Annotated in this window: 26 protein-coding genes and 1 riboswitch; of the genes, 8 read left to right on the top strand and 18 right to left on the bottom strand. The window is 58.5% G+C overall.

Features of this window, described 5'->3' with window-relative positions; translation table 11 throughout:
* Positions 1-4: 4 nt before the first annotated feature.
* From AC2FHX_RS18530 to dnaK, 12 genes are all read right to left on the bottom strand, one after another.
* Complete coding sequence (locus AC2FHX_RS18530) at positions 5-739, bottom strand: ABC transporter permease (RefSeq protein ID WP_282022166.1); 735 nt, start codon at positions 737-739, stop codon at positions 5-7.
* Positions 736-1,464 carry an ABC transporter ATP-binding protein gene (locus AC2FHX_RS18525; RefSeq protein WP_496703214.1) on the bottom strand — a complete coding sequence of 243 codons (729 nt, stop codon included), beginning with the start codon at positions 1,462-1,464 and terminating at the stop codon, positions 736-738. The genes AC2FHX_RS18530 and AC2FHX_RS18525 overlap by 4 nt, the downstream gene beginning before the upstream one ends.
* Positions 1,461-2,135 carry a thiaminase II gene (gene tenA, locus AC2FHX_RS18520; protein WP_496703216.1) on the bottom strand — a complete coding sequence of 225 codons (675 nt, stop codon included), beginning with the start codon at positions 2,133-2,135 and terminating at the stop codon, positions 1,461-1,463. The genes AC2FHX_RS18525 and tenA overlap by 4 nt, the downstream gene beginning before the upstream one ends.
* Positions 2,132-3,067 (bottom strand): ABC transporter substrate-binding protein, encoded by a 936-nt coding sequence (locus AC2FHX_RS18515; protein WP_142637333.1) that lies wholly within the window; start codon positions 3,065-3,067, stop codon positions 2,132-2,134. The genes tenA and AC2FHX_RS18515 overlap by 4 nt, the downstream gene beginning before the upstream one ends.
* A 19-nt stretch (positions 3,068-3,086) precedes the next feature.
* Positions 3,087-4,052, bottom strand: coding sequence for a ThiF family adenylyltransferase (locus AC2FHX_RS18510; RefSeq protein WP_496703218.1), 966 nt, complete (start codon positions 4,050-4,052; stop codon positions 3,087-3,089).
* Positions 4,049-4,645: a thiamine phosphate synthase gene (locus AC2FHX_RS18505; protein WP_496703220.1), complete on the bottom strand. Its 597-nt coding sequence runs from the start codon at positions 4,643-4,645 to the stop codon at positions 4,049-4,051. The genes AC2FHX_RS18510 and AC2FHX_RS18505 overlap by 4 nt, the downstream gene beginning before the upstream one ends.
* A complete protein-coding gene (locus tag AC2FHX_RS18500) occupies positions 4,642-5,406 on the bottom strand; it encodes a thiazole synthase (protein WP_496703222.1) in 765 nt (254 codons plus the stop codon). Before AC2FHX_RS18500 ends, AC2FHX_RS18505 begins: the two co-directional genes overlap by 4 nt.
* A gap of 2 nt (positions 5,407-5,408) precedes the next feature.
* Complete coding sequence (thiS, locus tag AC2FHX_RS18495; RefSeq protein ID WP_496703224.1) at positions 5,409-5,603, bottom strand: sulfur carrier protein ThiS; 195 nt, start codon at positions 5,601-5,603, stop codon at positions 5,409-5,411.
* Positions 5,587-6,564, bottom strand: coding sequence for an FAD-dependent oxidoreductase (locus tag AC2FHX_RS18490; protein ID WP_496703226.1), 978 nt, complete (start codon positions 6,562-6,564; stop codon positions 5,587-5,589). Before AC2FHX_RS18490 ends, thiS begins: the two co-directional genes overlap by 17 nt.
* Positions 6,561-7,364, bottom strand: coding sequence for a bifunctional hydroxymethylpyrimidine kinase/phosphomethylpyrimidine kinase (gene thiD / locus AC2FHX_RS18485; protein WP_496703227.1), 804 nt, complete (start codon positions 7,362-7,364; stop codon positions 6,561-6,563). Before thiD ends, AC2FHX_RS18490 begins: the two co-directional genes overlap by 4 nt.
* A 44-nt stretch (positions 7,365-7,408) precedes the next feature.
* Positions 7,409-7,515: riboswitch (TPP riboswitch) on the bottom strand.
* Between the two features lie 165 nt (positions 7,516-7,680).
* Positions 7,681-8,829: a molecular chaperone DnaJ gene (dnaJ, locus tag AC2FHX_RS18480; protein ID WP_496692623.1), complete on the bottom strand. Its 1,149-nt coding sequence runs from the start codon at positions 8,827-8,829 to the stop codon at positions 7,681-7,683.
* A gap of 74 nt (positions 8,830-8,903) precedes the next feature.
* On the bottom strand, positions 8,904-10,811 hold the full coding sequence (dnaK, locus tag AC2FHX_RS18475) for a molecular chaperone DnaK (RefSeq protein WP_281973405.1): 1,908 nt from the start codon (positions 10,809-10,811) through the stop codon (positions 8,904-8,906).
* A 211-nt stretch (positions 10,812-11,022) separates the two neighbouring features.
* Between dnaK and AC2FHX_RS18470 the strand changes: the two genes are divergently transcribed.
* The gene (locus tag AC2FHX_RS18470) at positions 11,023-11,625 is read left to right on the top strand and encodes an alpha-ketoglutarate-dependent dioxygenase AlkB family protein (RefSeq protein WP_142637351.1); all 603 of its coding nucleotides are present in this window, start codon (positions 11,023-11,025) and stop codon (positions 11,623-11,625) included.
* Here the strand turns inward: AC2FHX_RS18470 and AC2FHX_RS18465 are convergent.
* On the bottom strand, positions 11,622-12,443 hold the full coding sequence (locus AC2FHX_RS18465) for an ABC transporter permease (RefSeq protein ID WP_496692621.1): 822 nt from the start codon (positions 12,441-12,443) through the stop codon (positions 11,622-11,624). The genes AC2FHX_RS18470 and AC2FHX_RS18465 overlap by 4 nt on opposite strands.
* Before the next feature lie 122 nt (positions 12,444-12,565).
* Between AC2FHX_RS18465 and cysQ the strand changes: the two genes are divergently transcribed.
* The 7 genes from cysQ (at position 12,566) to AC2FHX_RS18430 (ending at position 20,531) form a co-directional block, all read left to right on the top strand.
* Positions 12,566-13,363, top strand: coding sequence for a 3'(2'),5'-bisphosphate nucleotidase CysQ (cysQ, locus tag AC2FHX_RS18460; RefSeq protein ID WP_496702870.1), 798 nt, complete (start codon positions 12,566-12,568; stop codon positions 13,361-13,363).
* Positions 13,363-14,163 carry a 3-deoxy-manno-octulosonate cytidylyltransferase family protein gene (locus tag AC2FHX_RS18455; protein WP_496692620.1) on the top strand — a complete coding sequence of 267 codons (801 nt, stop codon included), beginning with the start codon at positions 13,363-13,365 and terminating at the stop codon, positions 14,161-14,163. The genes cysQ and AC2FHX_RS18455 overlap by 1 nt, the downstream gene beginning before the upstream one ends.
* 48 nt (positions 14,164-14,211) lie before the next feature.
* The gene (gene galE, locus AC2FHX_RS18450) at positions 14,212-15,195 is read left to right on the top strand and encodes a UDP-glucose 4-epimerase GalE (protein WP_496703229.1); all 984 of its coding nucleotides are present in this window, start codon (positions 14,212-14,214) and stop codon (positions 15,193-15,195) included.
* Positions 15,155-16,249, top strand: coding sequence for a glycosyltransferase family 2 protein (locus tag AC2FHX_RS18445; RefSeq protein WP_496703231.1), 1,095 nt, complete (start codon positions 15,155-15,157; stop codon positions 16,247-16,249). The genes galE and AC2FHX_RS18445 overlap by 41 nt, the downstream gene beginning before the upstream one ends.
* A gap of 146 nt (positions 16,250-16,395) precedes the next feature.
* Positions 16,396-17,382 (top strand): glycosyltransferase family 2 protein, encoded by a 987-nt coding sequence (locus AC2FHX_RS18440; RefSeq protein ID WP_496690221.1) that lies wholly within the window; start codon positions 16,396-16,398, stop codon positions 17,380-17,382.
* On the top strand, positions 17,379-19,079 hold the full coding sequence (locus AC2FHX_RS18435) for a DUF5927 domain-containing protein (RefSeq protein ID WP_496703233.1): 1,701 nt from the start codon (positions 17,379-17,381) through the stop codon (positions 19,077-19,079). Before AC2FHX_RS18440 ends, AC2FHX_RS18435 begins: the two co-directional genes overlap by 4 nt.
* A 6-nt stretch (positions 19,080-19,085) precedes the next feature.
* Complete coding sequence (locus AC2FHX_RS18430) at positions 19,086-20,531, top strand: nodulation protein NodH (RefSeq protein WP_496692615.1); 1,446 nt, start codon at positions 19,086-19,088, stop codon at positions 20,529-20,531.
* Here AC2FHX_RS18430 and AC2FHX_RS18425 read toward each other — a convergent pair.
* The 5 genes from AC2FHX_RS18425 to AC2FHX_RS18405 are packed head-to-tail and all read right to left on the bottom strand — an operon-like array spanning position 20,515 to position 26,833.
* Positions 20,515-21,033 (bottom strand): L,D-transpeptidase family protein, encoded by a 519-nt coding sequence (locus tag AC2FHX_RS18425; RefSeq protein ID WP_142637369.1) that lies wholly within the window; start codon positions 21,031-21,033, stop codon positions 20,515-20,517. The genes AC2FHX_RS18430 and AC2FHX_RS18425 overlap by 17 nt on opposite strands.
* A gap of 58 nt (positions 21,034-21,091) precedes the next feature.
* Positions 21,092-21,877, bottom strand: coding sequence for an ion transporter (locus tag AC2FHX_RS18420; RefSeq protein ID WP_271950705.1), 786 nt, complete (start codon positions 21,875-21,877; stop codon positions 21,092-21,094).
* A 20-nt stretch (positions 21,878-21,897) separates the two neighbouring features.
* Complete coding sequence (locus AC2FHX_RS18415; protein WP_496703235.1) at positions 21,898-23,127, bottom strand: class I SAM-dependent RNA methyltransferase; 1,230 nt, start codon at positions 23,125-23,127, stop codon at positions 21,898-21,900.
* A gap of 38 nt (positions 23,128-23,165) precedes the next feature.
* Complete coding sequence (locus AC2FHX_RS18410) at positions 23,166-24,998, bottom strand: ABC transporter ATP-binding protein (RefSeq protein WP_496703236.1); 1,833 nt, start codon at positions 24,996-24,998, stop codon at positions 23,166-23,168.
* Entirely contained in the window at positions 24,995-26,833 is a 1,839-nt protein-coding gene (locus AC2FHX_RS18405) for an ABC transporter ATP-binding protein (RefSeq protein WP_496703237.1), read from the bottom strand. Before AC2FHX_RS18405 ends, AC2FHX_RS18410 begins: the two co-directional genes overlap by 4 nt.
* Between the last annotated feature and the right edge of the window lie 31 nt (positions 26,834-26,864).

The following is a 26,864-nucleotide window of genomic DNA, read 5'->3' as shown; positions in this document are numbered from 1 at the left end:
ATGGTTAACGCACCTCACCTGCCATGCGGGCAGTGGCGCGGCGGACAACCATATGCAACACGATGGAAAACACCCCCAAGGTCAGCATCGCGGCGAACATCAGATCAGTCTTTGCACGGCCATTGGCCAACAGCATCAAATATCCCAACCCTTGGGACGAGCCGACCCATTCACCAATCACCGCCCCGATCGGCGCATAGACGGCGGCCAGCCTCATCCCCGACGCCAGCGAGGGCATCGCCGCCGGAATGCGGATATACCACAGCACTGCACGCGGACTGGCCTGCATCGTGCGCGCAAGGTCCAGATAGCCCTGCGGCGTCCGCATCAGCCCATCGAAGAAAGACGAGGTGATCGGGAAATAGATGATCAGCACCGCCATCGCGACCTTGGACCACAGACCATAGCCCAGCCAAAGCGTCAGCAACGGGGCCAGCGCAAAAACCGGCAGAGCCTGCGTGAACACCAGCATCGGCTGTACCAAAACTCGCGCCGCCCGCGAATTGGCCAGTTGCAGCGCCGTGACCACACCCAGAACCGTCCCAAAAGCCAATCCAATCACCACTTCGACCGCAGTGATCCAAGTGTGTTCGGCGATCAGCCAACGGTTCTGCCACCAGGTCTCGACCACCACGGCGGGGCTTGGCAGGATGAATTTAGGCAGGCCGGTCGTCCAGACGATCCCCTGCCAGATCGCAATCGCAAACACGGTGGCTGCAAGGGCTGAGAGATATTTCATGCGACCGCCTCGCGCAGCAAGCGCAACAGCGCACCTTGCGTCTCAAGCGTCTCAAGGTCGTCCACATGGCGCGGGGCAGGTGCATGCGGCGGTTCACAAGGGGTCAGGCCCTGCTGTGTCATCACCATGATGGACTGGCCCAGCCGGGCGGCCTCACCCGGGTCATGGGTGACCAGCAGAACAGTCCGGCCCTGCAATGCCTCGACCGCAAGATCCTGCATGTCGGCGCGGGTGCGAGCATCAAGGGCCGAGAACGGCTCATCCAGCAGAACAATCGGGCGGTCTTCCATCAACGTCCGGGCCAAGGCCACGCGTTGGCGTTGGCCGCCCGACAGTTCGGCGGGTTTCTTGGTCATATGATCCTGCAATCGCATGCGCTGAATCAGACGGTTGCGTCGCTCCAGATCGACCGACTTGCCCCGAAGCCGCGCACCTAACGAGACATTCTGTGCGACTGTTGCCCAGGGCAGCAGCAGATCATCCTGCGCCATATAGGCCACGCGGTCCTGCATCGGAGCACCGTCACCGGCGGTGATCTGCCCGCTGAACTCGGCACCTGTATCAAGCCCGGCAATTAGACGTAGAATTGTGGTTTTGCCAACGCCCGATCCGCCCAACAGGCAAGTCCACTGCCCAGCCCCAAGGGTCAGGGTAAGCGGCGCGAACAACGTCGCCCCGTCAATCGTAGCCGTGCCGTTGATGCTCAGTTCGGGCGCCCGTGTCATGGGGTCAGCCCCATTTGCCAGAAGTTAACCTCTAGCTCGGTTGCGGTGCGGAAGGTCTGGCACAGGCGGTCCCAGCGAGGCGAAGCTGCAAAGTTCTCACCAATACGCCGTGTTAGAGCCTGATCGAGCAGTTCTCCAACCGCTTTGCACGCGCCTTGGTAGTCGTCACTGGCATAGGTATTGATCCAGTCACGATAGACCTCGGATGTTGCCTCGGAGGCCAGCCGCGTCCCGATTTCGCCATAGCCCATCACACAGGGGGCCAAAGCCGCCAGCAGGTCCAGCAAATCGCCACTATACCCGGCCTCAAGTACAAAGCGCGTATAGGCCAGGTTTTCGGCGCGTTCAGGGGTTGCGAACAGCTCCTCATGGGAGATCCCAGCCGCCTCACAGATACCGATATGCAGCTGCATTTCCTCGGCAACCAGCGCATTTACCGTGGCTACGGCGGTCAGCATTTCCGAATGAGTCTCGGATTTGACAACCGCCAGTGCCCAAGCACGGGAAAAATGGATCAGGAACACATAGTCCTGTCGCAGGTAATGCAGGAACGCCGCGCGCGGCAGCGTTCCGTCTTTCATCCCTTCCACAAAGGTGTGGCGAGTGTAATCCCGCCACGGCCCCTGCGCGGCATCCCGCATCAATGCGAAAGCTTTGCCGTAATTGCTCATTGCGCGGTCACATCGATGGCAATGTCGCTGACCGGGTTCAGGCTGTCGATCATGCCGCTGTTCTTCAGGAACTCCTCGAACCGCGCATAGCGACCCGCATCAAACGCCGCCGGACGCAGTGCGAACCGGGGCAGCGTGTCGACCCAGGCGCGGGCATTAAGCTCATCCTTCAGCTCGGTCGAGGTGGCCGCGAAGATTTCCCAGCTTTTTTCCGGGTTGTTGACGATATATTGGGTCGCTTTCTCGGTTGCAGCCAAGAAACGGGCGATTTTGTCGGCATCCATCGTATCGGGATTGGCGACATAGATCAGCTCGTCATAGGGTGGGATGCCTTCCTCTTCGATATAGAAACAGCGACCCGCGACACCTTCGATATCCATCTGGTTCAGCTCAAAATTCCGGAACGCCCCGATAACCGCATCCACCTGACCGGTCATCAGCGACGGCGACAGCGAGAAGTTGACGTTGACCATCTCAATCTCATCCAGACCGATATCATGCTGACCCAGAAGGGTTGTCAGGATCGCCTCTTCGACACCGGCGACCGAGAAACCGATTTTCTTGCCCCGCAGATCGGCCAGCGACTTGATCGGGCCATCATCCAGCACCAGCAGGCAGTTCAGCGGGGTGGCAACCAGCGTGCCGACCCGTTTCAGCGGCAAGCCCTCATGGATTTGCAGGTGCAGCTGCGGCTGATAGGACACCGCCAGATCGGCCTGACCAGCGGCCACCAGACGCGGCGGCGCGGAGGGGTCCGCGGGCGGAATGATCTCAACCTCAAGCCCCTGGTCGGCAAAATAGCCGTTTTCCTGTGCGACGATAATTGGACCATGGTCAGGGTTCACAAACCAATCCAACAAGACGGTCATCTTATCCTCGGCCCAGGCCGGCGCGGCAGCCAGCAGGGCGATTGCAGCGATCAGTTTTTTCATATCTCGCGGTTCCTTCTGTTCACGAGGTTGAAGCCGCGACAAGAACAATCTCGCCCGGCCAATTCGGTTGAATTCGTTCGGCAGCGCGCCAGGCGCGCAATCCGGTAGCACAGCACAATGCCAGCCTTTTGCCCTTATTAGGGTCTATCTGATTCAGATCATCCGGCGATATCCGTTGCGCATCAGGATGTACCGGGCGCGGGGATTCCTCGGGGCTGCGCAGCTCGATGATCTGGTCATCTGTCGCCAGTTGCCCGGCCGAGAGAAACCGGAAACAGCTGTTCGGCTCGGGCGCATCGTCAAAGCGGAAGGCCGTGCTACGGAGTGTCCGACCATCGTATTGAACCATCTGACCCAGCACCGAGGGCGTCAGTCCAAGGATCAGGTTCAACGCCATCTGTGCCTGCATCGCGCCGACCGTCCCGACGACCGAACCCAGAACACCAGCGGTGGCGCAGCTGGCCCCGCTGTCCGGCGCATCCGGGAACAGCGCCCGCAAAGACGGCGCGCCGCCGCAGAAACCTCCGACATAGCCCGACAGCCCAAGCACCGAGGCGCTGATCAGCGGCTTGCCCTGCGCCAAGCAAGTGTCCGAGAGGATATAGCTGGCCGCATAGCTGTCTGCACAATCCAGGATCACATCCGCCTGAGCGACCGAGTTACTGGCATTTTCGCCTGTTAGAGCCTGTTTTTTGCCGCTGACGTCTATGTCCCCATTGATCGCCTTGCACCGTGCCGCCGCACGCTCGGCCTTGGGGTGTCCGCAATCCGCCTCAGAAAACAAGGTCTGCCGATGCAGGTTGGACAGCTCAACCTGATCCCGATCCAGGATCGTGATCTGCCCGACCCCTGCCCCGGCCAGCAATGGCAGGGCCGGGGCAGCCAACCCGCCTGCCCCTACCACCAAGACACGCGCCGAGGACAGTCGGCCCTGCCCTTTTGCCCCAACCTCTGGCAACAGCGTCTGACGGGCATATCGGCTCATCTGGTGACCTCGATCCACTGGCGCAAGCGCGCCTCGGGGTCGGTATTCAGGGTGATATCGGTCACAACCGAGACGATATCCGCACCCGCCTGCAAGACACCCGGCGCACGTTCGACGCTCATCCCGCCAATGCCAACCAGCGGCGTATCCCCAACACGCGCTTTCCATTCTGTTACGCGGGGCAGACCCTGCTGCTGCCATTTCATCTTTTTCAGGATGGTGGGATAGACCGGGCCAAGCGCCACATAGTCGGGGTCCATGGCCAGCACGCGCTCTAACTCATCATCATCATGGGTGGACACGCCCAGTTTCAAACCCGCCTTGCGGATGGCAATCAAATCGGCCTCATCCAGATCCTCTTGCCCCAAATGAACCCAGTCACAGCCGGCGTCGATGGCCGCCTGCCAATAGTCATTGACCACCAGAACTGTCCCATTTGCGCGGCACAGGTCACGCGACTTGGCAATCTGGTCACGCACCACATCCATGGGCTGGTCCTTGACCCTCAGCTGTACCAACTTGATGCCCAGCGGCAGCATCCGGCGCAGCCAGTCCGAATGATCGAAGATCGGATAAAACCGGTCGAGTGTCATGACAGAAATGCCTTTCCAATAACCGGGGTCGAAGGTTCCGCCATATCGCGCGCCTCGATCGGGTCGGCCTGATGGGCCAGTTGCCCGGCCTCGATCGCGCGGGCCATTGCGCGGGCCATCAAAACGGGGTCCCCGGCGCGGGCCACAGCAGTGTTCAGCAGTACAGCGTCATAACCCAGCTCCATCGCGTGGGCGGCGTGGCTGGGCAGGCCGATGCCCGCGTCAATCACCAAGGGCACATCCGGGAACTCTGCCCGCATCGCACGCAGGGCATATTCATTGTTCAGCCCCCGCCCTGACCCGATCGGCGCGCCCCATGGCATCAGCACCTCACACCCGGCGGCAAGCAGCCGTTCGCCAACAATCAGATCTTCGGTCGTATAGGGAAAGACCTGAAACCCGTCGCTGGTCAGAATGCGCGCGGCTTCGACCATCTGGAACACATCCGGCTGCAGGCTGTCGGTATGGCCGATCAGTTCCAGCTTGATCCACCTGGTATCAAAGACCTCACGCGCCATTTGGGCGGTGGTTACCGCCTCTTTGACCGTATGGCATCCGGCGGTGTTGGGCAGCACCAACACGCCCAGATCGCGGATCATCTGCCAGAATGCCTGCCCCGCCCCTGATTCTCGGCGAAGCGAGACCGTGGCAACACCCGCCCCGCTTTCGCGAAAGGCCTGCTCCAGAATAGCCGGGCTGGGATATTGCGCCGTGCCCAGCATCAGCGGGTTGGCCAATGTGGTTCCGTAAAAGGATTTCATCCTCAGCCCCCCTGCATCGGCGCGACGATTTCGATCCGATCCCCTTCTGCCAAAGCATGGGCAACACGCAGCCCCGAGGGCACGAAATCTTCGTTCACCGCAGTGGCGACACGGCCCGAGTAGCCGCATTCCATCAGCAATTCCGATAAGGTCTCGGCCCGCACCTCGCGCGGCTTGCCATTAAGCACGATCTTCATCGACCATCTCCGAATGTTTGTGTTCAAGCGCCAGATCGGCAACGCCCTGGGCCAGCGCCGGTGCCAACAGATACCCGTGGCGGTACAGCCCGTTGGCGTAAATCGTCCTGCCCCGACGCCGGATCCGAGGCAGATTGTCGGGAAAGGCCGGGCGCAGATCGACGCCGATCTCTAGCACCTCGGCCTCGCCAAAAGCGGGGTTCAACGCATAGGCCGCGCTGAGCAGTTCCAGCATCGAGCGCGCGGTGATGCGGGTTTTATCCTCGGATTCAATCATCGTCGCGCCCAGCATGTAGATGCCATCGCCACGCGGCACGATGTAAAGCGGCATCCGGGGATGCAACAGGCGCACGGGCCGGGTCAGCGTCACATCAGGGCAGCGGATCACCAGCATCTCACCCTTTACGCCCCGAAGATCAGACAAGGCGTCCCGCGCCTGAAGACCACGGCAGTCAATCGCGTTCTCCAACCCAGCAGGGGCGGGTTCGCGATGAAAGGCAACGCCCCGCGCGATAAGATTGTCGAACACATCCTGCAGCGCCATGCGTGGGTCTATATGGGCTTCGTCCTTGAAATACAGACCGTTGCCGAAACCATGTAGATCAGGCTCTAATGCAGCTAGTTCCTGCTGATCTACCTCATGATACCCCTGCGTTCGACGACCAAATCGACGTAAATCCGGCAAGTCGCGCGCACCGCAAACGACCAAAGTACCGCGCTGATGAACCTTGGTCCGGGTCGCCCACCAGTCAAAAGCACCCTGCCCCAGGCGCAAGACCGGCTCTTCGGCATTTTCGAACTCGCACCACGGGGCCAGCATTCCCCCGGCCCACCAAGAACAGCTATGCGGACCCGGCAGGCCGGCGGGGTCAAAGACTTGCACCCGTGCGCCGCGATGAGCCAATTCGGACGCAACAGCCAAACCGGCCACTCCTGCCCCTATGACAGACCAGATCGTCACGCCGGCCAGACCCGATGGAAATGATGCACCGGGCCATGGCCCTGGCCCACGCGCAGCCCATCGGCCTGAGCGATGGCGCCCTGCAAATAGGCATGTGCCTCTGCCACGGAATCCCGCAAGCTCAGACCTTTGGCCAACCCGGCGGAAATTGACGAGGACAATGTACATCCGGTTCCGTGGGTGTTCTTTGTGTTCCGGCGCTGCGCTGTGAATTCATCCACCAATCCCGAACCGTCGACCAACAGATCATGACATATCTCGCCCTGTCCATGCCCACCTTTCATCAAAACAGACGCGGCCCCCTTTGCGCAAAGGGCCTGTCCCTGAACCACCATTTCATCCGGAGACTGCGCTTCGGACTGTCCAAGCAAGCGCGCAGCCTCGGGCAAATTGGGCGTCAGAACAGTCGCGCGTGGTATCAGAAGGTCCATAAGGGTCCGGATTGCGTCACCCGCCAGCAATGCATCCCCGGATTTCGCTATCATGACAGGGTCCAAAACTATGGGCCCGGCATAGCCTGAAAGGGCATCTGCAACGGTCTCGATAATCTCGGGAGTTGCCAGCATGCCGATCTTGATCGCCCCGACATCCAGATCGCTCAGCACGGCCTCGATTTGCGCGCGGATCACACTCAGAGGAATGCCATGAACGGCTGTCACGGCCAGGGTGTTCTGCGCAGTCACCGCCGTAATAACGCTGGCCCCATAAACGCCCAGCGCCGACATCGCCTTGAGGTCCGCCTGAATTCCGGCCCCGCCTCCGCTGTCGGACCCTGCAATGGTCAGGGCAATTGCCGCCATGTCGTTGCTCCATCTTCTAGGGGCAACGGGGCAGGGAAAACGTCTGTATTCATAAGACCGTTCCCTCCGCCGGTATTGCCCGGATCAGGTTCGATGGGTTGATGCAGCAGCACCTCTCAGCCTTGCGAACAAGGCACCCCAACGGTTGCGCGGACCATTTCAGGCGCGGCGACAATAATCAAGCGAAGAATTACGAGGCGCTGCCTCGCGCTCCGAGGTATTTTTAGCCAGATGAAATGCGGATCACCTGCTTCATCTGGCCCTAAATACCTCGGGGGAGTCGCGGGGGGCAGCGCCCCCTTTTTGGGAAAAGACTTCAGCCCTTCATCCCGTCCCAGAAGGATTTGACGGAGGAGAAAAAGCTGTTGGATTCCGGGTGATTATCTTCACCCAGGTCGTCGAACTCGCGCAGCAGCTCTTTCTGGCGGCTGGTGAGGTTTACCGGAGTTTCCACGGCCAGCTCAATGAACATATCTCCAACACCGCCACCGCGTAGGGCTGGCATGCCCTTGCCGCGCAGGCGCATCTGGCGACCCGATTGGCTGCCCGCTGGAATCTGCACACGCCCGCGGCCACCGTCGATGGTTGGAACTTCGATCGAACCACCAAGCGCGGCTTTGGCCATGCTGACCGGCACGCGGCAATAGAGGTTCACGCTGTCACGCTCGAACAGCCTGTGATCTGAGACCTCTACAAAGATGTATAGATCACCCGGAGGGCCACCGCGCATTCCAGCCTCGCCTTCACCGGCCAGACGAATGCGCGTGCCGGTTTCGACACCGGCTGGAATGTTAACGGACAAAGCGCGTTCTTTTTCAACACGGCCCGCACCCTGACAGGATTTGCAGGGGTTCTTGACGATTTGACCCAGGCCCGAACAGGTCGGACAGCTGCGTTCTACTGTGAAAAAGCCTTGTTGCGCACGCACCTTGCCCATACCCGAACAGGTCGGACAGGTGGTGGGCTCAACACCGCCTTCAGCCCCGGATCCGTCGCAGGACGAACAGGCAACCGCTGCCGGGACATTGATGGTTTTCTGCTGACCTGAATACGCCTCTTCCAGCGAGACGCGCAGGTTATAGCGCAGATCCGAACCGCGTGCGGCACGACGTCCACCGCCCCCGCTCCGTTGGCCACCCATGAAATCGCCGAACAGGTCGTCGAACACATCCGAGAATGCACTGGAAAAGTCGCCCTGACCAAAGCCAGCGCCAGGTCGGCCACCGCCGCCCATGCCATTTTCGAATGCGGCATGACCGAACCTGTCATAAGCCGCCTTGCGTTCAGCATCTTTCAGGACGTCATAGGCCTCGTTCGCTTCTTTGAACTGTGCCTCTGACTCCGGATTGTCCTTGTTGCGGTCGGGATGCAATTCTTTGGCCTTCTTGCGAAAGCCTTTCTTGATCTCGTCCGCTGATGCACCCTTGGATACGCCGAGCACATCGTAATAGTCGCGTTTTGACATCAGTATTTCCTTCTGCCTCAACGTAATCGGGCCGGCCCGGTGACCGGACCGGCCCGAATTGGCCCGGTTACCCGTTAGCTACGCTTGTCGTTGTCCAGATCTTCGAACTCGGCATCGACGATGTCATCCTCGCCCGGTGCAGCATCCGCAGCGGCAGGTTCATCTTCGCCGTCTTCAGCTTGCGCTTTGTAGATGGCTTCGCCCAGCTTCATGGCCGCTTCGGTAACGTTCTGGATGCCCGACTTGATCTTGTCGGCATTCTCGGTTTCCAGCTCGTCTTTCAGCGCGGCAATCGCCAGCTCGATGGCTTCGATGGTTGTTGGATCAACCTTGTCGGCATGTTCTTCCATCGACTTTTCTGTCGAGTGGATCAGGCTTTCCGCCTGGTTCTTTGCGTCGACCAGCTCGCGGCGTTCCTTGTCGGCCTCCGCGTTCTCTTCGGCGTCCTTGACCATCTTTTCGATGTCCTCGTCGGACAGGCCGCCCGATGCCTGGATGGTGATCTTCTGCTCTTTGCCAGTGCCTTTGTCCTTGGCCGAAACCGAGACGATGCCGTTGGCGTCAATGTCAAAAGTCACCTCGATCTGCGGCATGCCGCGCGGTGCGGGCGGGATGTCTTCGAGGTTGAACTGGCCCAGGATCTTGTTGTCCGCAGCCATTTCACGTTCCCCTTGGAAACAGCGAATGGTCACGGCGTTCTGGTTGTCTTCGGCAGTCGAGAAGACCTGAGACTTTTTCGTCGGGATCGTGGTGTTGCGGTCGATCAGTCGGGTGAACACACCACCCAGCGTTTCGATACCCAGCGACAGCGGTGTCACGTCCAGCAGAACAACGTCTTTGACGTCACCCTGCAGAACACCGGCCTGAATGGCGGCGCCCATGGCAACCACTTCGTCCGGGTTCACACCTTTGTGCGGCTCTTTGCCGAAAAATTTAGTGACCTCTTCGATCACTTTCGGCATCCGGGTCATACCACCGACCAGAACAACCTCATCTACATCGCCAGCCGACAGGCCAGCATCTTTCAGAGCAGCCGCGCAGGGCTTCATCGACTTCTTGATCAGATCACCAACCAGCGATTCCAGCTTGGCACGGGTCAGTTTCATGACCATGTGCAGCGGCTGGCCGTTGGCGCCCATCGAGATGAACGGCTGGTTGATCTCGGTTTGTGAGGTCGAGGACAGTTCGATCTTGGCTTTTTCCGCAGCTTCTTTCAGACGCTGCAGCGCCATCTTGTCCTGGGACAGATCGACACCGTGTTCCTTTTTGAACTCATCCGCCAGGTAGTTGACGATGCGCATGTCAAAGTCTTCACCACCCAGGAAGGTGTCGCCATTGGTCGATTTAACCTCGAACAACCCGTCGTCGATTTCCAGAATGGTTACGTCGAAGGTGCCGCCACCAAGGTCATAAACCGCGATGGTTTGGGTTTCTTCCTTGTCCAGACCATAGGCCAGAGCGGCAGCTGTCGGTTCGTTGATGATCCGCAGCACTTCCAGGCCGGCGATTTTACCGGCATCTTTGGTCGCCTGACGCTGTGCGTCGTTGAAATAGGCCGGAACGGTGATAACGGCTTGTGTGACTTCCTCACCCAAGTAGCTTTCAGCGGTTTCCTTCATCTTGCCCAGAGTGAAGGCCGAAATCTGGCTTGGGGAGTACTTTTCACCGCGGGCTTCGACCCACGCGTCGCCATTGCCGCCATCAACGATGGCGTATGGTACCATTTTCTTGTCTTTTTCGACTTCGGCATCATCTACACGACGACCGATCAGGCGTTTGACGCCAAAAACCGTGTTGTCAGGGTTGGTGACCGCCTGGCGTTTCGCAGGCTGACCGACCAGTCGCTCATCTTCGGTGAAGGCGACGATCGAGGGCGTGGTCCGGGCCCCTTCGGCGTTTTCGATGACCTTCGGCTGCGAGCCGTCCATGATGGCAACGCACGAGTTGGTGGTGCCGAGGTCAATCCCGATTACTTTTCCCATATGTTCAATCCCTTTCTCTTCAAGGCGATGTCCCGAGGCCCGACCCGTTATGGCATCTGGCCCCGATCTGATTTGCGCAATGGTCCTACACCATCGCGCGTCCCGGCGTATATAAGGACGGGAACAGGGGCCTGCAAGCATTCACAAATGCAGGTTTTCAGGAATCTGCAGCCTTTTTAGCAAGGTTTTGGCAAGGATTGAGGAATCTGGAATGGCGCGGCTGCTTTTACGCGGTTTTGAAATCAGGAAAGCTTACCTTGACGGAGCTGCCCAGGCACAGCTGATCACGCTGTTGCGTCCGATTCTGAAATCAGCACCTTTGTTCCGCCCGACCACCCCTTCGGGCAAGGAAATGTCTGTTCGCATGACCTCGGCCGGGGCGCTGGGTTGGGTCACTGACAAGAACGGGTACAGGTACCAGCCGCACCATCCAAAGGGCATGGAATGGCCCGCCATTCCAGACTGCATTCTGGATATCTGGCGCGATCTTGCCAGCCCCGAACGTGACCCCGACTGTTGCTTGGTCAACTACTATGGCGAAGGGGCGCGAATGGGCCTGCATCAGGATAAGGACGAGGCCGATTTTTCCTGGCCGGTCCTTTCGATCTCATTAGGTGACGACGCGTTGTTCCGCATTGGCAACACGACCCGAGGGGGCAAAACGGAATCGATCTGGCTTGGCTCGGGCGATGTTGTTGTGATGGGCGGACCCGCGCGCCTAACCTATCACGGGGTAGATCGCATTCGTTTCGGGTCTTCAAAACTGTTGCCAAAGGGCGGGCGGATCAACCTGACCTTGCGCGTGGCGGGTTAACGGCGTGCGCTCCAGCTTTGCGACACATGCTGGCGGGTAAAGAAAATTCCAAGCAAGCCGATCAACAACAGAGCCAACCCGACCCAGACAGGATATTCCCAGTTGGTATTGCGCGGATAGTAATTTCGAAAAACGAAACCCCGACACTGGTCGATAATGTGAAACAGCGGATTCCAGGCGAACATGGTCAACATGAACCCGCCCAGCGCATTGCCGACGAACATTTTCCCCGAGAACACCATATTCAGACGCCGGTAAATCGTGCTCATGATCGTCGCAGTGGTCGGAAACCAGGGCTTGATCGCCATGAACACCACGCCGACCGCACAGCCCGTGAACCAGGCCAGCATCAGCATGGCAAAGGCGCCACCGGGCTCCTGAATTTCCAGCGGAGCAACCGATACGCTGTAGACAAACAGAATGATGACGATTGTCAAAACCTGAGTATACAGCGACCCGAAAGCAGCAGCCATAAGCACGACCATCATGTTCATCGGCGAATGCAGCATCATCGGGTTATTACCCGTGTCCACTCCGGAAACCGAACCGACGGCTTTAATGTGCGTCAGAAACAGGAAAACCCCAGACAGCAGATACAGAATGAACTCACCCCGGATTTTGGCAACGCGCGCGCCAAGAAGGGACATGATCACGTAAAACACACTCACCAGCACCAGAACCTGGAAAATATTGATAAGCACCGAAAGCACAGCATTGCTGTGTTGAGATCGGACATTCCGGACCACGGCGTGAAACACCAGTTCCGCCGTCGTAAACGCACCGCCTATAAGCGACCGGTTTCGCTTGTAATAAAACACCCGAAGCGTCTTTCCTGTATTATTGCCTGCAATCTGGCACGAAATTCTTGCCGTTCCGTAACCAGCACAGCATAAGGCCGTCAGGTTATTCGATCAACAAATCACAGGAACGGAGCTTTTTTGTGACCTATGATGCCCTCATCCCCGTCATCCGACGTCTGGCCCTGGAAGCGGGCGATACGATCATGGACATCTATAACTCGGATGAGTTTGACGTGAAGGTCAAATCCGATGCCAGCCCCGTGACCGAAGCAGATGAGGCCGCCGATGCGCTGATCTCGGCCGGTCTGCGCGTGGCGTTCCCCGATATCCTGCTGGTGACTGAGGAACAGGCCGCCTCGCATTCTGAAAAAGGCGATACGTTCCTGATCGTTGATCCGCTGGATGGCACCAAAGAGTTCATCAACCGGCGCGGCGATTTCACCGTTAATATCGCGCTGGTCGAAAACGGCACCCCAACGCGTGGCGTGGTTTATGCGCCAGCCCGCGGCCGGATGTTCTATACTTTGGCCGACGGGCAATCGGTCGAGGAAACCGGCGCGCTGGACAAGGATCAACCCGGCGCCGTGGCTCCGATTTCGGTCTCTGATCCAGACAATTCCGCGCTTTTGGTCGTGGCCTCGAAGTCACATCGTGACCAGGCGACCGACGATTACATCAACAAATATCAAGTGCAGGACAGCAAAAGCGCGGGCTCGTCGCTGAAATTCTGCCTGATTGCGACGGGCGAGGCAGATATCTATCCCCGCGTTGGCCGCACGATGGAATGGGATACCGCAGCAGGTCACGCCGTGCTGACAGGTGCGGGCGGCAAAGTTGTCCGGTTCGACAATCATGCGCCGCTGACCTATGGCAAGGACGGCTATGCAAACCCGTTCTTTATCGCCTACGCTCCGGGTGTAGACCTGAAGGAGGCCTGATGTCCGTTCTGATCGCCATTCCCGCCCGCTACGCCTCGACCCGCTATCCGGGCAAACCTCTGGTGCCGCTCACCGGGGCCAGTGGCAATGCAATGACTCTGATCGAGCGGTCATGGCGCGCTGCCAGTTCGGTCTCGGGCGTGGACCGCGTTGTGGTTGCCACCGATGACGACCGCATTCGCGAGGTGGCCGAAGGGTTCGGGGCCGAGGTTGTGATGACTTCGGAAACCTGTGGCAATGGCACCGAACGCTGCGCCGAAGCGCATGATGTGCTGGGGGCAAGCTATGACATCGTGGTGAACCTGCAGGGCGATGCACCGCTGACCCCGCATTGGTTCGTCGAAGATCTGATCACCGGTCTGCGTGCCGCACCCAAGGCTGGGGTGGCCACTCCGGTTCTGCGCTGCGACGGCGATGCGCTCAACAGCCTGCTGAATGACCGCAAACACGGGCGCGTCGGTGGAACAACCGCCGTTTTCGCCGCTGATCACGGCGCGATGTATTTCTCGAAAGAGGTCGTGCCCTTTACTTCACAGACTTATGCGGGTGGGGAGGAAACGCCGGTGTTTCACCATGTCGGCGTCTATGCCTACCGCCCTGACGCGCTGGCGGCTTATCCGTCCTGGCCTGTCGGTCCATTAGAGCAGCTGGAAGGGCTGGAACAGCTGCGTTTCATGGAAAACGGGCGTAAGGTTCTGTGTGTTGAAGTCGAATCCAAAGGCCGCCAGTTCTGGGAACTAAACAATCCGCAGGACGTTCCCAAACTTGAAGAGATGATGGCCGCGATGGGGCTGGACTGAGTGCCGCAGGCTGTCGCACCCTGAAAAACCGGAATAACGGGATCTGATATGACACATATCCTTGTAACCGGCGGTGCCGGATATATCGGATCCCATGCCTGCAAGGCGCTGGCGCTGGCCGGGTACACACCTGTCACCTATGACAACCTGATCACCGGCTGGCAGGACGCGGTCAAATTTGGCCCGTTCGAACAGGGTGATCTGCTGGATCGGGCGCGGCTGGATGAGGTTTTCGCCAAGTATCAGCCCGCCGCCGTGATGCATTTTGCAGCGCTCAGCCAGGTGGGTGAGGCGATGTCTGAACCCGGAAGATATTGGGCGAACAATGTCACCGGTTCGCTGACCCTGATCGAGGCCGCCGTGGCGGCTGGATGTCTGGATTTCGTGTTTTCGTCGACCTGCGCCACCTATGGCGAACATGACAATGTGGTCCTGGACGAAAACACCCTGCAAAACCCGCTGAACGCTTACGGCGCCTCCAAACGCGCGATCGAGGATATCCTGCGTGATTTCCAGGCCGCTCACGGGATGAACCACGTGATTTTTCGCTACTTCAACGTGGCTGGCGCCGATCCGGACGGAGAGGTAGGCGAATTCCACCGCCCCGAGACCCATCTGGTTCCGCTGATGTTGGATGCGATTGACGGCAAGCGCGACGGGCTGACTGTGTTCGGAACCGACTATGACACGCCCGATGGCACCTGTATCCGCGATTACGTGCATGTCTGCGATCTGGTTGACGCGCATGTTCTGGGGCTGCGCTGGCTGGAACAGGGCAAAGACAGTCGCGTTTTCAACCTGGGCACCGGGTCCGGCTTTTCAGTGATGGAGGTGATCGAACAGTCGAAATCCGTCACCAATCGCGCAGTGCCCTATACAATCGGTCCACGCCGCGCCGGAGATTGCACCAAGCTGGTTTCGGGCTCGGACAGGGCCGGGCAAGAACTGGGCTGGTCCCCCAAAAGGTCCGTGTTAGAGACGATGATTGCCGATGCCTGGCGCTGGCATCAGAACGGGCATTACGACAGATGAGGGCCGCGTGAGCGATACCCTGCCGCCAATCGGATGGGTGCAACGCTATCGCTTGCGCCTGAAACGCAGGCGGCTGTTGTGGCGATCCTTTCGCAGCCGCCATCAGTTAACCCAACTGGTCGACCGAACCGACCAGATACGCCCGGGTGCGATACTGGTCTTTACCACCCTGCGAAATGAAATCACGCGCCTGCCCTGGTATTTCCATCACTACCGGTCGCTGGGCGTTGATCATTTTCTGATCGTGGACAACGGCAGCGATGATGGCTCGGTCGCATATCTGAAAGATCAACCGGATGTATCCTTGTGGCAAACCGATGCCAGCTATCGCGCCTCACGATACGGGCTGGATTGGCTGACCTGGCTACAGATGCGATTTGGTCACGGCCATTGGACTTTGATGGTGGATGCGGATGAGTTGCTTATCTATCCCGAATGGGACAGCCATCTGCTGCAGGATTTGACCCAACAGCTAGAGGTGCAGGGGCGCGACGCTTTCGGAGCCTTGATGTTGGACCTGTACCCCAAAGATCAGCTCGGCACACAGCCCTATGACCCCGGGACCGACCCGACCAAAGTTTTGGGCTGGTTTGATCCAGGCCCGTTGCGCGCCAATCGGCAATCGCCGCTGGGCAATCTCTGGGTTCAGGGCGGTGCACGGGAACGTGTGTTTTTTGCTGACCGGCCCGAGCGGTCACCAACTTTAAACAAAATACCGCTGGTACGCTGGTCGCGGCACTATGCTTACGTGAACTCCTGCCATTCCGCCCTGCCCCGAGATTTGAACGCCACCTATGACGGACCGGGGAGCCACGGCCCTTCGGGCGTGCTACTGCACACAAAGTTCCTGCCCGAGGTGGTCATCAAATCAAGAACCGAGAAAACCCGAGCGCAGCATTTTCACGACCCGGCGGAGTTCGACAGCTATTATGATGGCATAATTAACCGCCCGATCATGTGGGATCCACAATCGGTGGAATATATCGGATGGCGCCAACTGTGTGAGCTTGGCTTGATGGGCAAAACTGACTGGAAAGACAACGTTTCGGACTAACTACTTTTAAATGCGTTGCTTCATTAGATGGTAAAGTGGCATAAAATGGCATTCGCCCGGCTCCACTCTGGCTTGTTCAGGCCCCGGGTATGCTCGCGTATAAACAAAGGTTGGGCAGTCGCGTGAGCCTGTTGGATTCATACCGAATGAGATTGCGGCGCAAGCGCCGCCTGTTGCGTTGCGTTCGCAAACGACGCGAATTAGAAGCGGTTTCCGACAAAACCAACGCCATTCAACCCGGTGACATCCTGTTGATGAGCGTTGTGCGAAACGAAAAAATCCGCCTGCCCTATTTTCTGGAATATTACCGAAAACTTGGCGTTGATCGTTTTTTGTTTGTGGACAACAACAGCGACGACGGCACCCGCGAGTTTCTGAGTAGTCAGCCGGACGTATCGGTCTGGCAGTCCAACGGCAGCTATAAGCGGGCCACATATGGCACTGATTGGTCGAACTATCTGCTGCGCAAATACGCCGATGGGCACTGGGTTCTGACGGTCGATCCGGATGAGTTCTTCATCTATCCGTTCTGCGACACGCGGCCCATTCGTGCCCTGACCGACTGGCTTGATGGCTGTGCCGTCCGCAGTTTCGGCACCATGCTGATCGACATGTACCCGCAGGGCCCGGTAGATGCCGAACCCTATCGTGAAGGGCAAGACCCCTTCGAAATTGCCCGTTGGTTCGATGCCGGGAATTATGTGATCAGCAAAAACCCTGAATACGGGAATCTCTGGATACAGGGTGGACCGCGCGCCCGTGTCTTTTTCCGCCAGGCTCCGGAAAAGGCGCCTGCGTTGAACAAGATACCGCTGGTCAAGTGGGACCGTCGGTATGTCTATGTCAGTTCGACCCATTCGCTGCTGCCACGCGGGCTGAACCAGGTCTATGACGATTGGGGGGGCGAAAAAACCAGCGGGGCGTTGCTGCATGCCAAGCTGATCAACACCTTGGGCGACAAGGCACATGAAGAGATGGAGCGGCGTCAGCACTATCGCGGGTCCGGCGAATATCGCGCCTATGCCGAAGGGCTGAACGACCGTCCGGTGTTTTGGTGCGACTGGTCCGAGGCTTATATAAACTGGCGACAGCTTGAGATTCTTGGCCTCATGTCGAAAGGGAACTGGGCATGAGCAGCCTTGGCGTCATCATGCTGGTGCATGCCGCGCTTCCAAGGGCGCAACAGGTCGCGCGCCATTGGGCGGCATCCGGCTGCCCGGTGGTGATCCATGTCGACCGCAAGGTTGCGGACACTGTTTTTGATGACTTTGTAGCCTCCTGTGCGGACGAACCTCTGATCCGGTTCTCGGAGCGCCACACCTGCAACTGGGGCGGTTGGGGCATCGTTGCAGCCTCGCAATCAGCGGCTGAACTGATGCTGAAGGCCTTTCCCGATGTACACCATATCTTTCTGGCCTCGGGCGCCTGCCTGCCGCTACGGCCCGTCGATGAGCTGGTCACATATCTAGCGGAACGGCCCCGTGTCGACTTTATCGAAAGCGCGACAACAGCTGATGTAAGCTGGACGATTGGCGGACTGGATCAGGAACGATTTACGCTGAGATTTCCGTTCTCGTGGCGTAAACAGCGCAAATTGTTCGACGCTTACGTAAAGCTACAGCGGACCATCGGAATCCGACGGTCGATACCCGAAGGTCTGGTGCCACATATGGGCAGTCAATGGTGGTGCCTGACCCGTCAAACGCTGTCGGCCATTCTGCAAGATCCCAAACGCAAAACATATGATCGCTATTTCCGGCGCGTCTGGATTCCCGACGAAAGCTATTTTCAGACCCTAACTCGGCTTTATTCAACACATATCGAAAGTCGCTCCCTGACGCTGTCCAAATTCGATTATCAAGGTCGCCCGCATATCTTTTATGACGATCATCTACAGCTATTGCGACGGTCGGACTGTTTTGTAGCACGCAAGATCTGGCCCCAGGCCAATCGGCTTTATCAGGCGTTTCTGACCAACCAGGCACAGGCGATGAAGCCTACAGAACCCAACCCGGGCAAGATCGACCGGTTATTCTCGAAAGCGGTCGATCGCAGGACCCGAGGCCGGGATGGCCTGTATATGCAAAGCCGCTTTCCCCGCCACGGCAGCGAGAACGGACTGACGTCGTTCCCCTATTCGGTATTCCAAGGGTTTACCGAACTGTTCGCAGATTTCGAGCCCTGGCTGTCGGAAGCCACCGGAACAAAGGTCCACGGTCACCTCTTCGGTCCCGAACGTGCGGAATTCGCCGGCGGGGCGCCTCTGGTCAACGGCGCACTAAGCGATTGTGCCAGCCTGCGGGACTATAACCCTACAGCGTTTCTGTCGAACCTGATCTGGAATACTCGGGGCGAGAGGCAGTGCTTTCAATTTGGCCCCACGGATACGCAGGATATCAACTGGTTTCTGGCGCGCGACAGAAATGCGCAGATTTCCGTTGTCACAGGCGCCTGGGCCATTCCCCTGTTCCGTTCGAATGGAAATTTCGCGGATATCCGTAACGAAGCCGCCCGCCTGCAACAAATCGAGACCAAACAGCTTGACGTTTTAACTTCGGTCTGGACCAAGGCCAAAGTGCGCACCTGGTCGCTGGCCGAGTTTGTGGAATCTCCGATGGAGCCTCTGCAATCCATTCTGGAAGAAACCGGATGCCAGAACCCCAGCCACCTGACCGAAGCCCCTACGATGGTCGACCTGTCCGGGTTCGGGAAGTTCCTGCAAAACCTGAAGAACCAGGGTATGCACCCTTATCTTATGGGAGATTTTCCAGCCGATGACATTTTTGGCCGGCAACTCAGGCCTTATCGAAAACCATATCTGGTGCAATAGCGTTTCATGTCATCCAAGTTCGACTATTTCGTAATACTTGCCGCCATGCGGACCGGATCGAACCTGCTTGAGGCAAATCTGAACGCATTGGAAGGTGTCTCCAGCCATGGTGAGGCCTTCAATCCTCATTTCATTGGCAGGCTAAAGGGGGACAGCCTGCTGGGCGTCACTCTCGAAGAACGCGACAATGACCCTAAAACCCTGCTGAACGCCATCCGATCAGCTGAGGGTGAAATGAATGGGTTTCGCTTTTTTCAGGGCCACGATCCTCGCGTGTTAGAGCCTGTTTTGGATGATCCGAGTTGCGCCAAGATCATTCTGACGCGCAACCCTCTGGACAGCTATATCTCGTTGAAGATTGCGCGCGAGACCAAGCAATGGCAGCTGAAAAACGTCAAGCGGCGGCGCACCGAGCAGATCGCCTTCAACCCTCGTGAGTTCGAAAACTATCTGGACCAGCAACAGGCCTTTCAACTGACTTTGCTGCATCATCTTCAGGCCAGCGGGCAAACCGCCTTTTTCATCGCTTACGACGATCTGAACCGGCTCGACAGCCTGAACGGCCTGGCGGCCTGGCTTGGGGTATCGGGTCGGTTGACCACGATCGACGACACGCTCAAACCCCAAAACCCTGAGCCGGCCTTGTCCAAGGTGACAAACCCTGATGAGACCGAACAGGCCTTATCGCGCATCGACAGTTTCAGCCTGCACAGAACTCCGAATTTTGAACCCCGGCGTGGCGCGGCCGTTGCGACCTATGTCGCCACGCCGAAAACCCCGTTAATGTATCTGCCCGTGCGGAGCGGCATTGAAGGGGTTGTGAAGCAATGGATGGCTGCGCTTGATTCAATCAGTGCGGATGACCTGATCACTGATCAAAACCGCAAAAAGACCCGCCAGTGGTTACAGGATCATCCGGGGCATCGCAAATTCACCGTGGTGCGGCACCCGCTGGTACGCGCACATTCGGCCTTTTGTTCCTATATCCTCAGCACCGAGCCCGGCGCCTATCTGAAAATCCGCAATATGCTGCGCAACCGGTTCAAGCTTCCGATCCCCGGACAGTTACGCGCTGAAAACTACCCCATCGAACAGCATTATGAGGCATTCTCGGCTTTTCTGACCTTCCTGCGGCAAAACCTAGCGGGACAAACCCCTGTGCGCGTTGACGGCGTTTGGTGCAGTCAGGCGCAGGTGTTGGAGGGCGTAGTCGGTTTTGCCCTGCCGGATCTGATCCTGCGCGAGGAAGAAATTGCAACTGCCCTGCCGGATCTGGCGCGGCGGCTGGGTCATGACAGCCCGCCCGCGCCCGGCAATACCAGACCAGATATCCCGTTTTCACTGAGCGATATCTATGACACCAAACTTGAGGCGCTGGCGGCCGAAACCTACCAGCGCGACTATATGCAATTCGGGTTTGACGTCTGGAAGCCGGTTACGGGCGCAGCGTAATCACTGTGCCGCGATTCACCATCGCATAGATCTCTTCGATCTCTTCATTCTTGACAGCGATGCACCCTGCCGTCCAATCCGATTGCTTCTTGGCACGCTTTTTCTCGGACCGGGTTTTCGGCTCGCCGTGGATGAAAATGTCACCGCCCGGATCAACGCCCGCAGCCTTGGCCTCTGCGATATCCTTCGAATCCGGATAGGAAATCCCCAGCGACAGGTGATAGCGGCTCTTGGGATTGCGCCGGTCGATCAGATAGGTGCCCTCTGGCGTGCGGCCGTCGCCGCGTTTTGTTTTGGTGCCATTGGGGGCAAAGCCAAGATCGACCTTATATTCCTTGAGGACATGTTCATTGTGCAGAAGATAAAGCTTCCGCGCGCTTTTGTTGATGACCATAGAGGTCACCTCGGGGCCATCATAGGCCAGAAATCTGGGGTTGGCCGAGGCGCAGGCCGAAAGACCCAGCGTAGCCACAGCACCCATTCCAAATGCTCGACGATCCATGTTTAATGCCTGCTTCTGCTTTTTTTTGTGATTATGCCAGAAATCCAGAAAACTGAAATCACTTTTTGCTGTTCGACTGCTCAAGCAAGCGGCGTTCGATGGATTCCAGCCTTTCCAGCACCTCATCACGATAGGCATCGGTTTTCACCTCATCCTCGGCGTGATGGGCATCCTGCATTGAATTCACGATCAGACCAACCAACAGGTTCACCACTGCAAATGTCGTAACCATGATGAAAGGCACAAAGAATATCCACGCATAGGGATAAACCTCCATCACCGGGCGCACGATGCCCATGGACCAGCTTTCCAGCGTCATGATCTGGAACAACGTATAGGCCGACAGGCCCAAATCGCCGAACCAGTCCGGGAATGTGCCCGAGAACAGCTTGGTCGAAATTACCGCGCCGATGTAAAACAGGATCGCCATCAGCAGGAAAACGCTGGCCATACCCGGCAAAGCTGAGATGAAACCCTCGACCACCCGACGCAGCCGTGGCGCGACTGAAATTACCCGCAACACCCGCAGGATCCGCAAGGCCCGCAGCACCGACAGACCGCCGGCGCTTGGGATCAGAGCGATGCCAACAACGATGAAGTCAAACAGGTTCCAGCCATTGGTAAAGAACCGCCGCCCCGTGGCGACCAGCTTCATCGCGATCTCGGCAACGAAGATGGTCAGGCAGAGGCTGTCCAACACCACGATCAAAGGGCCCGCGGCCTCCATCAGCGTCGGTGAGGTTTCCATGCCGAGCAGGATGGCGTTGAAGATGATGACACCTGTGATGAACCGACCGAAGGTCGGGTTTTCAGTGATATCATGCAGGCGCTGGGCAAGCCCCATTCTGAAACTCTCCTGTTTGGTCATGATGCGGGGTTCAGTGCAAACCGCGCGGCAAGTTCCGTGTGTGACGACCATCGAAATTGGTCAACCACCTGTACCCATTCAAGGGTATAGCCTGCGTTAATCAGATTTTTTGCGTCCCGCGCGAAGGTGACCGGATTGCATGAGACATAGGCGATCACTGCCGGTTGCGCCTGCGCCAGCTCGGCCACCTGCGCCTCAGCCCCGGCGCGGGGCGGGTCCAGGACAATCGCGTCAAAGTTCTTCAACTCATCAGGCATCAATGGGCGGCGGTACAGGTCGCGCGCCTCGGTCGTGACTCGTTTCAGGCCTTGCGCGCGACGCCAGCCCTGATCGAGCGCGTCGGTCATCAAGGCCTCACCCTCAACCGCGTGTACTTCGGCGTCCTCGGCCAGTGGCAATGAGAATGTCCCGCAACCCGCAAACAGGTCCACAACCCGCTTGGCGCCCTTGGTTGCCTGCAATACTGCCTGTAATAGAGCCTGTTCTCCGTCCTTCGTGGCCTGCAGGAATGCCCCTGGAGGCGGCACGACAGCCGCCACGCCAAATCGCTGAATCGGGGCGTGACGCGAGGCGATCACCTCGCCATCCCAGCTGAGCCGCGCAAGCCCATGTGCCTCGGTCGCCTGTGCCAGGGCCAGTTCCAACGGACCGTCCAGCGGTTTGCCGCCTTTGACGGCGACATCCAAACCACCCTCGGAAAGGGTCAACGTAACGGCCAACGCCCCCTTTCGGCTACCGCCCAAAAGGGCAAACGCCTCGGCCACGGGGACGGCTGAAATCAGGGCCGGATCAAGCAGATGACAATCGGAAATCTCGGTAATCGTGTCCGAGGCGCGGCCATGGAACCCGGCCATGGTGCCTTTTTTGGTCCGCCGAACCGCAATCGTAGCCCGTCGCCGTGAGCGTTCCGGCGAGGTGTGGATCGGCCGCATCGGGGCATCGAGCCCCTGTGCGGCCAGCGCGTTGCGCACGACCTCAACCTTCCAATCAGCGACGAAATCATCCGCGGCATGCTGTAGCTGACATCCGCCGCAGGCTTTGTAGTGACGGCACGGTGCTTTGACCCGCTGGTCAGAGGGGGTCTCGACCCGAATGTCGCTCAGCACTTGACCAACCAATGTCCCGCTGACCACCTCCCCTGGCAAGGTGCGGGGGGCGTAGATCGGTCCATCGGCGATGCCGTCGCCCTGATGACCAAGGCGTAAAATGCTGTAATGCTGCGTCATGAGGGCCTGATAGCTGGGCTTTACCCACAACAAAACCCTTATTCGGCGGCGGCGGCCTGAATAAACCCGCCCGATTGGCGATCCCAGAACCGGGCATAAAGCCCGCCCTGTTCCAGCAAGTCGTCATGGCTTCCCATTTCAACGATCTGCCCTTGATCCAGAACGACGATCCGGTCCATCTCGCTTAGCGTCGACAGCCGATGTGCAATCGCCAATACCGTCTTGCCCTGCATCACCCGATGCAACGCGGTCTGGATCGAGGCTTCGACCTCGGAATCCAAGGCCGAGGTCGCCTCATCCAGCACCAGAATCGGCGCGTTTTTCAGGATGGCGCGTGCAAGCGCAATCCGCTGCCGCTGACCGCCGCTCAGTTTGACGCCGCGCTCGCCCAGATGAGCATCATAGCCCTTGCGACCATGGGCATCCCGCAGGCCAAGGATAAATTCATGCGCCTCGGCCTTTTGCGCAGCCGCGATCATATCGTCTTCTGAGGCGTCGGGGCGACCATACAAGATATTCTCGCGCGCCGAGCGGTTGAACATCGCCGTTTCCTGCGTGACCATCCCGATCTGACTGCGCAAACTGTCCTGCGTCACCTGATTGACGTCCTGCCCGTCAATCCGAATTGCGCCGTTTTCCCCTTCATAGAGCCTGAGTAGAAGCGAAACGAGCGTAGATTTCCCCGCACCCGATGCCCCGACGATACCCAGCTTTTCGCCGGGATGTACGGTCATGGTCACGTCAGTCACGCCACCAATATCACCGCCATAGGCAAAGCTGACATGGTCAAACTCGATCTGGCCTTGGGGCGCGCTCAGCCGGGTGGCGTCGGCTGCATCCTCAACCCGGTCGCGTTTGGCCAGGGTTTTCATGCCATTCTCGATCTCGCCGACATTGGCATAAAGCCCCATCAGCGTGAAACTGACCCAGCCTGTCATCTGCGAAATTCGCACGGACATCGCGCCCGCCGCAACGATATCACCAGCGCTGGCCAACCCGGACCGCCACAGCAGCAAGGTCACCCCCAGCAGCAGCACGGGCAACACCCCGGCCAGAACCATCAGTATGAACCTAAAACTGGCGGAGAGCTTGCCAAAGGCCAGCATCTTGTGGCGCAGATCGACCATCGAGTTTCGGGCTGCCTGATCCTCGAACTCGGAATGGGCGAACAGCTTGACGGTTTTGATATTGGTGATCGTGTCGACCACCTGCCCCGACACCATCGCCCGCGCCCCGGCCCGCGCCGCTGAGCGTGCCCGGATGCGTGGCAAATACCAGCGGATCAGCAGGAAATACACCGCCAACCAGGCGGCGAAGGGCAGCATGACCAGCAGATGAATAGACCCTAACAAAAGCAAAGTCCCTGCCAGAGACGCCAGCGCAAAAACCATTGCGCTTATCGTCTCGGACACGACCGAGGCCATCGCGTTCGAAGTTTGCATCTGTTTCTGAGCGATCCGCCCGGCAAAATCGTCGTCGAAATAGGTCACAGACTGACCCAAAGTCCACCGGTTCAGCTTGGCCAGAACCAGGGGCGGGATATTGGGCATGACAATATAGTTGTTGGAAAAGGCCGAAAGACCAAACAGCGCCGGTCGCAGCAGCATGAAAAATGCGGCGACCCCTCCAATTATCCAAAGATTGCCCGCCGTCAAAACCCCATCCGGCCCGCTTTCGTTTGCCATGTCGATCACCAGACCCAGCATCCAGGCGGTTCCGGCCTCCATCGCCCCGGCCGAGGCCGAAAACACGGAGGCGACAAGGATCATCGGCCAAGCTCCGGACAGGCACCAGCGAATGAACGCCCCCAGCCTTTGCGGCGGGGGCATTTCGGTGGGTTTGAACGGATCTATGAGATCGGCAAGTTTCACTCAGCTGCCTCCGTGTTCAGGAAGCCCCCAGATTGCCGTGCCCAGAACTGGGCGTAAAGCCCGCCCTGTGACAGCAATTCGGAATGGGTGCCCTGCTCGACGATCCGGCCGCCATCCATCACCAGGATGCGATCCATTTGGGCAATGGTGCTGAGGCGGTGGGCAATCGCGATCACGGATTTGCCCTGCATCATGCCATAGAGCGTTTCCTGAATCGATGCTTCGACCTCTGAATCCAGCGCCGAGGTCGCCTCATCCAGCAACAGGATCGGCGCGTCCTTCAGGATCACCCGCGCCAGCGTCACCCGCTGCCGCTGACCACCTGACAACTTCACGCCCCGCTCGCCCACATGCGCATCATAGCCGGTACGCCCCTTCGGGTCCTGCAGGTCAAGGATGAACTCATGCGCCTCGGCCTGTTTGGCCGCGGCAATCATCTGCTCTTCGGAAGCCTCGGGGCGGCCATAGAGGATATTGTCGCGCACCGAGCGGTGCAGCAACGCGCTGTCCTGTTGCACCATACCGATATGGATGCGCAAGCTGTCCTGAGTGACCCGAGCAATGTCCTGATCGTCGATCAAAATGGCCCCCTGCTCCACATCGTAGAACCGAAGTAGGAGCTTAACTAGGGTCGACTTACCAGCTCCCGACCGTCCGATCAGACCGATCTTTTCGCCCGGCTCGATGGTCAGGTTGATATGGTCCAGCCCGCCGGTCTTGCGACCGTAATGATGCGACAGATCACGAACCTCGATCTTGCCGTTGGACAGATGCAGGGGTTTGGCCTGCGGCGCATCCAACAGGTCGATCGGCTGAGCGATCGTCTCCATACCTTCGGCAACGACACCAAGCTGGCGGAAAAAACTGGTCAGCGCCCACATGATCCATCCGGTCATCGCGTTCAGGCGCAGGGTCAGGGCTGTGGCCGCCGCGACCACACCGACCGTAGCACTGCCCTGCATCCACAGAGCAATCGCCCAGCCAACCACACCAACGATCAGCAACCCGTTCAATGCAACCAGAACCGCATCCATGATGGTGAAAATCCGCATCTCAGCCTGAAAGGTACGGCGGGTTTCCTCGATCGCTTCGCGCGCATAATCCAGTTCCTGTGCCCCATGGGCAAACATCTTTACGGAATGGATATTGGTATAGCTGTCCACAACCCGGCCCGTTACGGCCGAGCGCGCGTCTGAGGCCGCCTTCGAAGCCGGCCCCACCCGCTGCACCGTCCAATGCACCAGAAACCCATACAGCACGAGCCAGATCAACAACGGCAACAGCAGCCGGGCATCAGCCGTCATCAACAAAATGGCTGCGCCGATCAAGTATGCCAGCGAGAAAGAAATCGCATCAAACACCTGAAACACGGCCTCACCCGCAGCGGGCGGCGTCTGCATGATCCGGTTGGCAATGCGGCCTGCAAAATCATTCTCGAACCAGCCCACCGATTGCCGCAACACGTGCTTATGCGCGCGCCAACGGATCAAAGTGCCAAAATTCGGCAGGATCGTGTTGTTCAGCAACAGCACGTCAACGACATGCAGCATGGGTCGCAGCAGCAGCACAAAAAGCGCCACCAGGATCAGTTCCGTACTATGGGTCTGCCAAACTTCGTCCGGCGGGGCGGACAGCAAGTCAACAACGCGACCCATATAATAGATCAGACCGACCTCAACCGCGGCCACCACGACCGAAATCAATCCGGCCCAGAAGAACACCCGCATAAAAGGGCGGGAATAGTTCAACATAAAGGGCCACAGCCGTGTCGGCGGCGTGTCGGTTTCTTCGTAGTCGACAAAAGGGTCGACGAGATTTTCGAAATAGCGAAACATAGAGAGTGCTCCGATTGAGCAGATAACAAGT

This window comes from Ruegeria sp. CDSC042 (assembly GCF_059610745.1).
Note: the sequence above shows the minus strand (reverse complement) of the source record. Positions and strands in the feature narration are given on the sequence as shown.

What these genes read in the sequence shown, in the direction of transcription:
- AC2FHX_RS18530 (WP_282022166.1), bottom strand. Translation starts at nt 739, where the DNA reads ATGAAATATCTCTCAGCCCTTGCAGCCACCGTGTTTGCGATTGCGATC.
- AC2FHX_RS18525 (WP_496703214.1), bottom strand. Translation starts at nt 1,464, where the DNA reads ATGACACGGGCGCCCGAACTGAGCATCAACGGCACGGCTACGATTGAC.
- tenA (WP_496703216.1), bottom strand. Translation starts at nt 2,135, where the DNA reads ATGAGCAATTACGGCAAAGCTTTCGCATTGATGCGGGATGCCGCGCAG.
- AC2FHX_RS18515 (WP_142637333.1), bottom strand. Translation starts at nt 3,067, where the DNA reads ATGAAAAAACTGATCGCTGCAATCGCCCTGCTGGCTGCCGCGCCGGCC.
- AC2FHX_RS18510 (WP_496703218.1), bottom strand. Translation starts at nt 4,052, where the DNA reads ATGAGCCGATATGCCCGTCAGACGCTGTTGCCAGAGGTTGGGGCAAAA.
- AC2FHX_RS18505 (WP_496703220.1), bottom strand. Translation starts at nt 4,645, where the DNA reads ATGACACTCGACCGGTTTTATCCGATCTTCGATCATTCGGACTGGCTG.
- AC2FHX_RS18500 (WP_496703222.1), bottom strand. Translation starts at nt 5,406, where the DNA reads ATGAAATCCTTTTACGGAACCACATTGGCCAACCCGCTGATGCTGGGC.
- thiS (WP_496703224.1), bottom strand. Translation starts at nt 5,603, where the DNA reads ATGAAGATCGTGCTTAATGGCAAGCCGCGCGAGGTGCGGGCCGAGACC.
- thiD (WP_496703227.1), bottom strand. Translation starts at nt 7,364, where the DNA reads ATGGCGGCAATTGCCCTGACCATTGCAGGGTCCGACAGCGGAGGCGGG.
- dnaJ (WP_496692623.1), bottom strand. Translation starts at nt 8,829, where the DNA reads ATGTCAAAACGCGACTATTACGATGTGCTCGGCGTATCCAAGGGTGCA.
- dnaK (WP_281973405.1), bottom strand. Translation starts at nt 10,811, where the DNA reads ATGGGAAAAGTAATCGGGATTGACCTCGGCACCACCAACTCGTGCGTT.
- AC2FHX_RS18470 (WP_142637351.1), top strand. Translation starts at nt 11,023, where the DNA reads ATGGCGCGGCTGCTTTTACGCGGTTTTGAAATCAGGAAAGCTTACCTT.
- AC2FHX_RS18455 (WP_496692620.1), top strand. Translation starts at nt 13,363, where the DNA reads ATGTCCGTTCTGATCGCCATTCCCGCCCGCTACGCCTCGACCCGCTAT.
- galE (WP_496703229.1), top strand. Translation starts at nt 14,212, where the DNA reads ATGACACATATCCTTGTAACCGGCGGTGCCGGATATATCGGATCCCAT.
- AC2FHX_RS18445 (WP_496703231.1), top strand. Translation starts at nt 15,155, where the DNA reads ATGCCTGGCGCTGGCATCAGAACGGGCATTACGACAGATGAGGGCCGC.
- AC2FHX_RS18440 (WP_496690221.1), top strand. Translation starts at nt 16,396, where the DNA reads ATGAGATTGCGGCGCAAGCGCCGCCTGTTGCGTTGCGTTCGCAAACGA.
- AC2FHX_RS18435 (WP_496703233.1), top strand. Translation starts at nt 17,379, where the DNA reads ATGAGCAGCCTTGGCGTCATCATGCTGGTGCATGCCGCGCTTCCAAGG.
- AC2FHX_RS18430 (WP_496692615.1), top strand. Translation starts at nt 19,086, where the DNA reads ATGTCATCCAAGTTCGACTATTTCGTAATACTTGCCGCCATGCGGACC.
- AC2FHX_RS18425 (WP_142637369.1), bottom strand. Translation starts at nt 21,033, where the DNA reads ATGGATCGTCGAGCATTTGGAATGGGTGCTGTGGCTACGCTGGGTCTT.
- AC2FHX_RS18420 (WP_271950705.1), bottom strand. Translation starts at nt 21,877, where the DNA reads ATGGGGCTTGCCCAGCGCCTGCATGATATCACTGAAAACCCGACCTTC.
- AC2FHX_RS18415 (WP_496703235.1), bottom strand. Translation starts at nt 23,127, where the DNA reads ATGACGCAGCATTACAGCATTTTACGCCTTGGTCATCAGGGCGACGGC.
- AC2FHX_RS18405 (WP_496703237.1), bottom strand. Translation starts at nt 26,833, where the DNA reads ATGTTTCGCTATTTCGAAAATCTCGTCGACCCTTTTGTCGACTACGAA.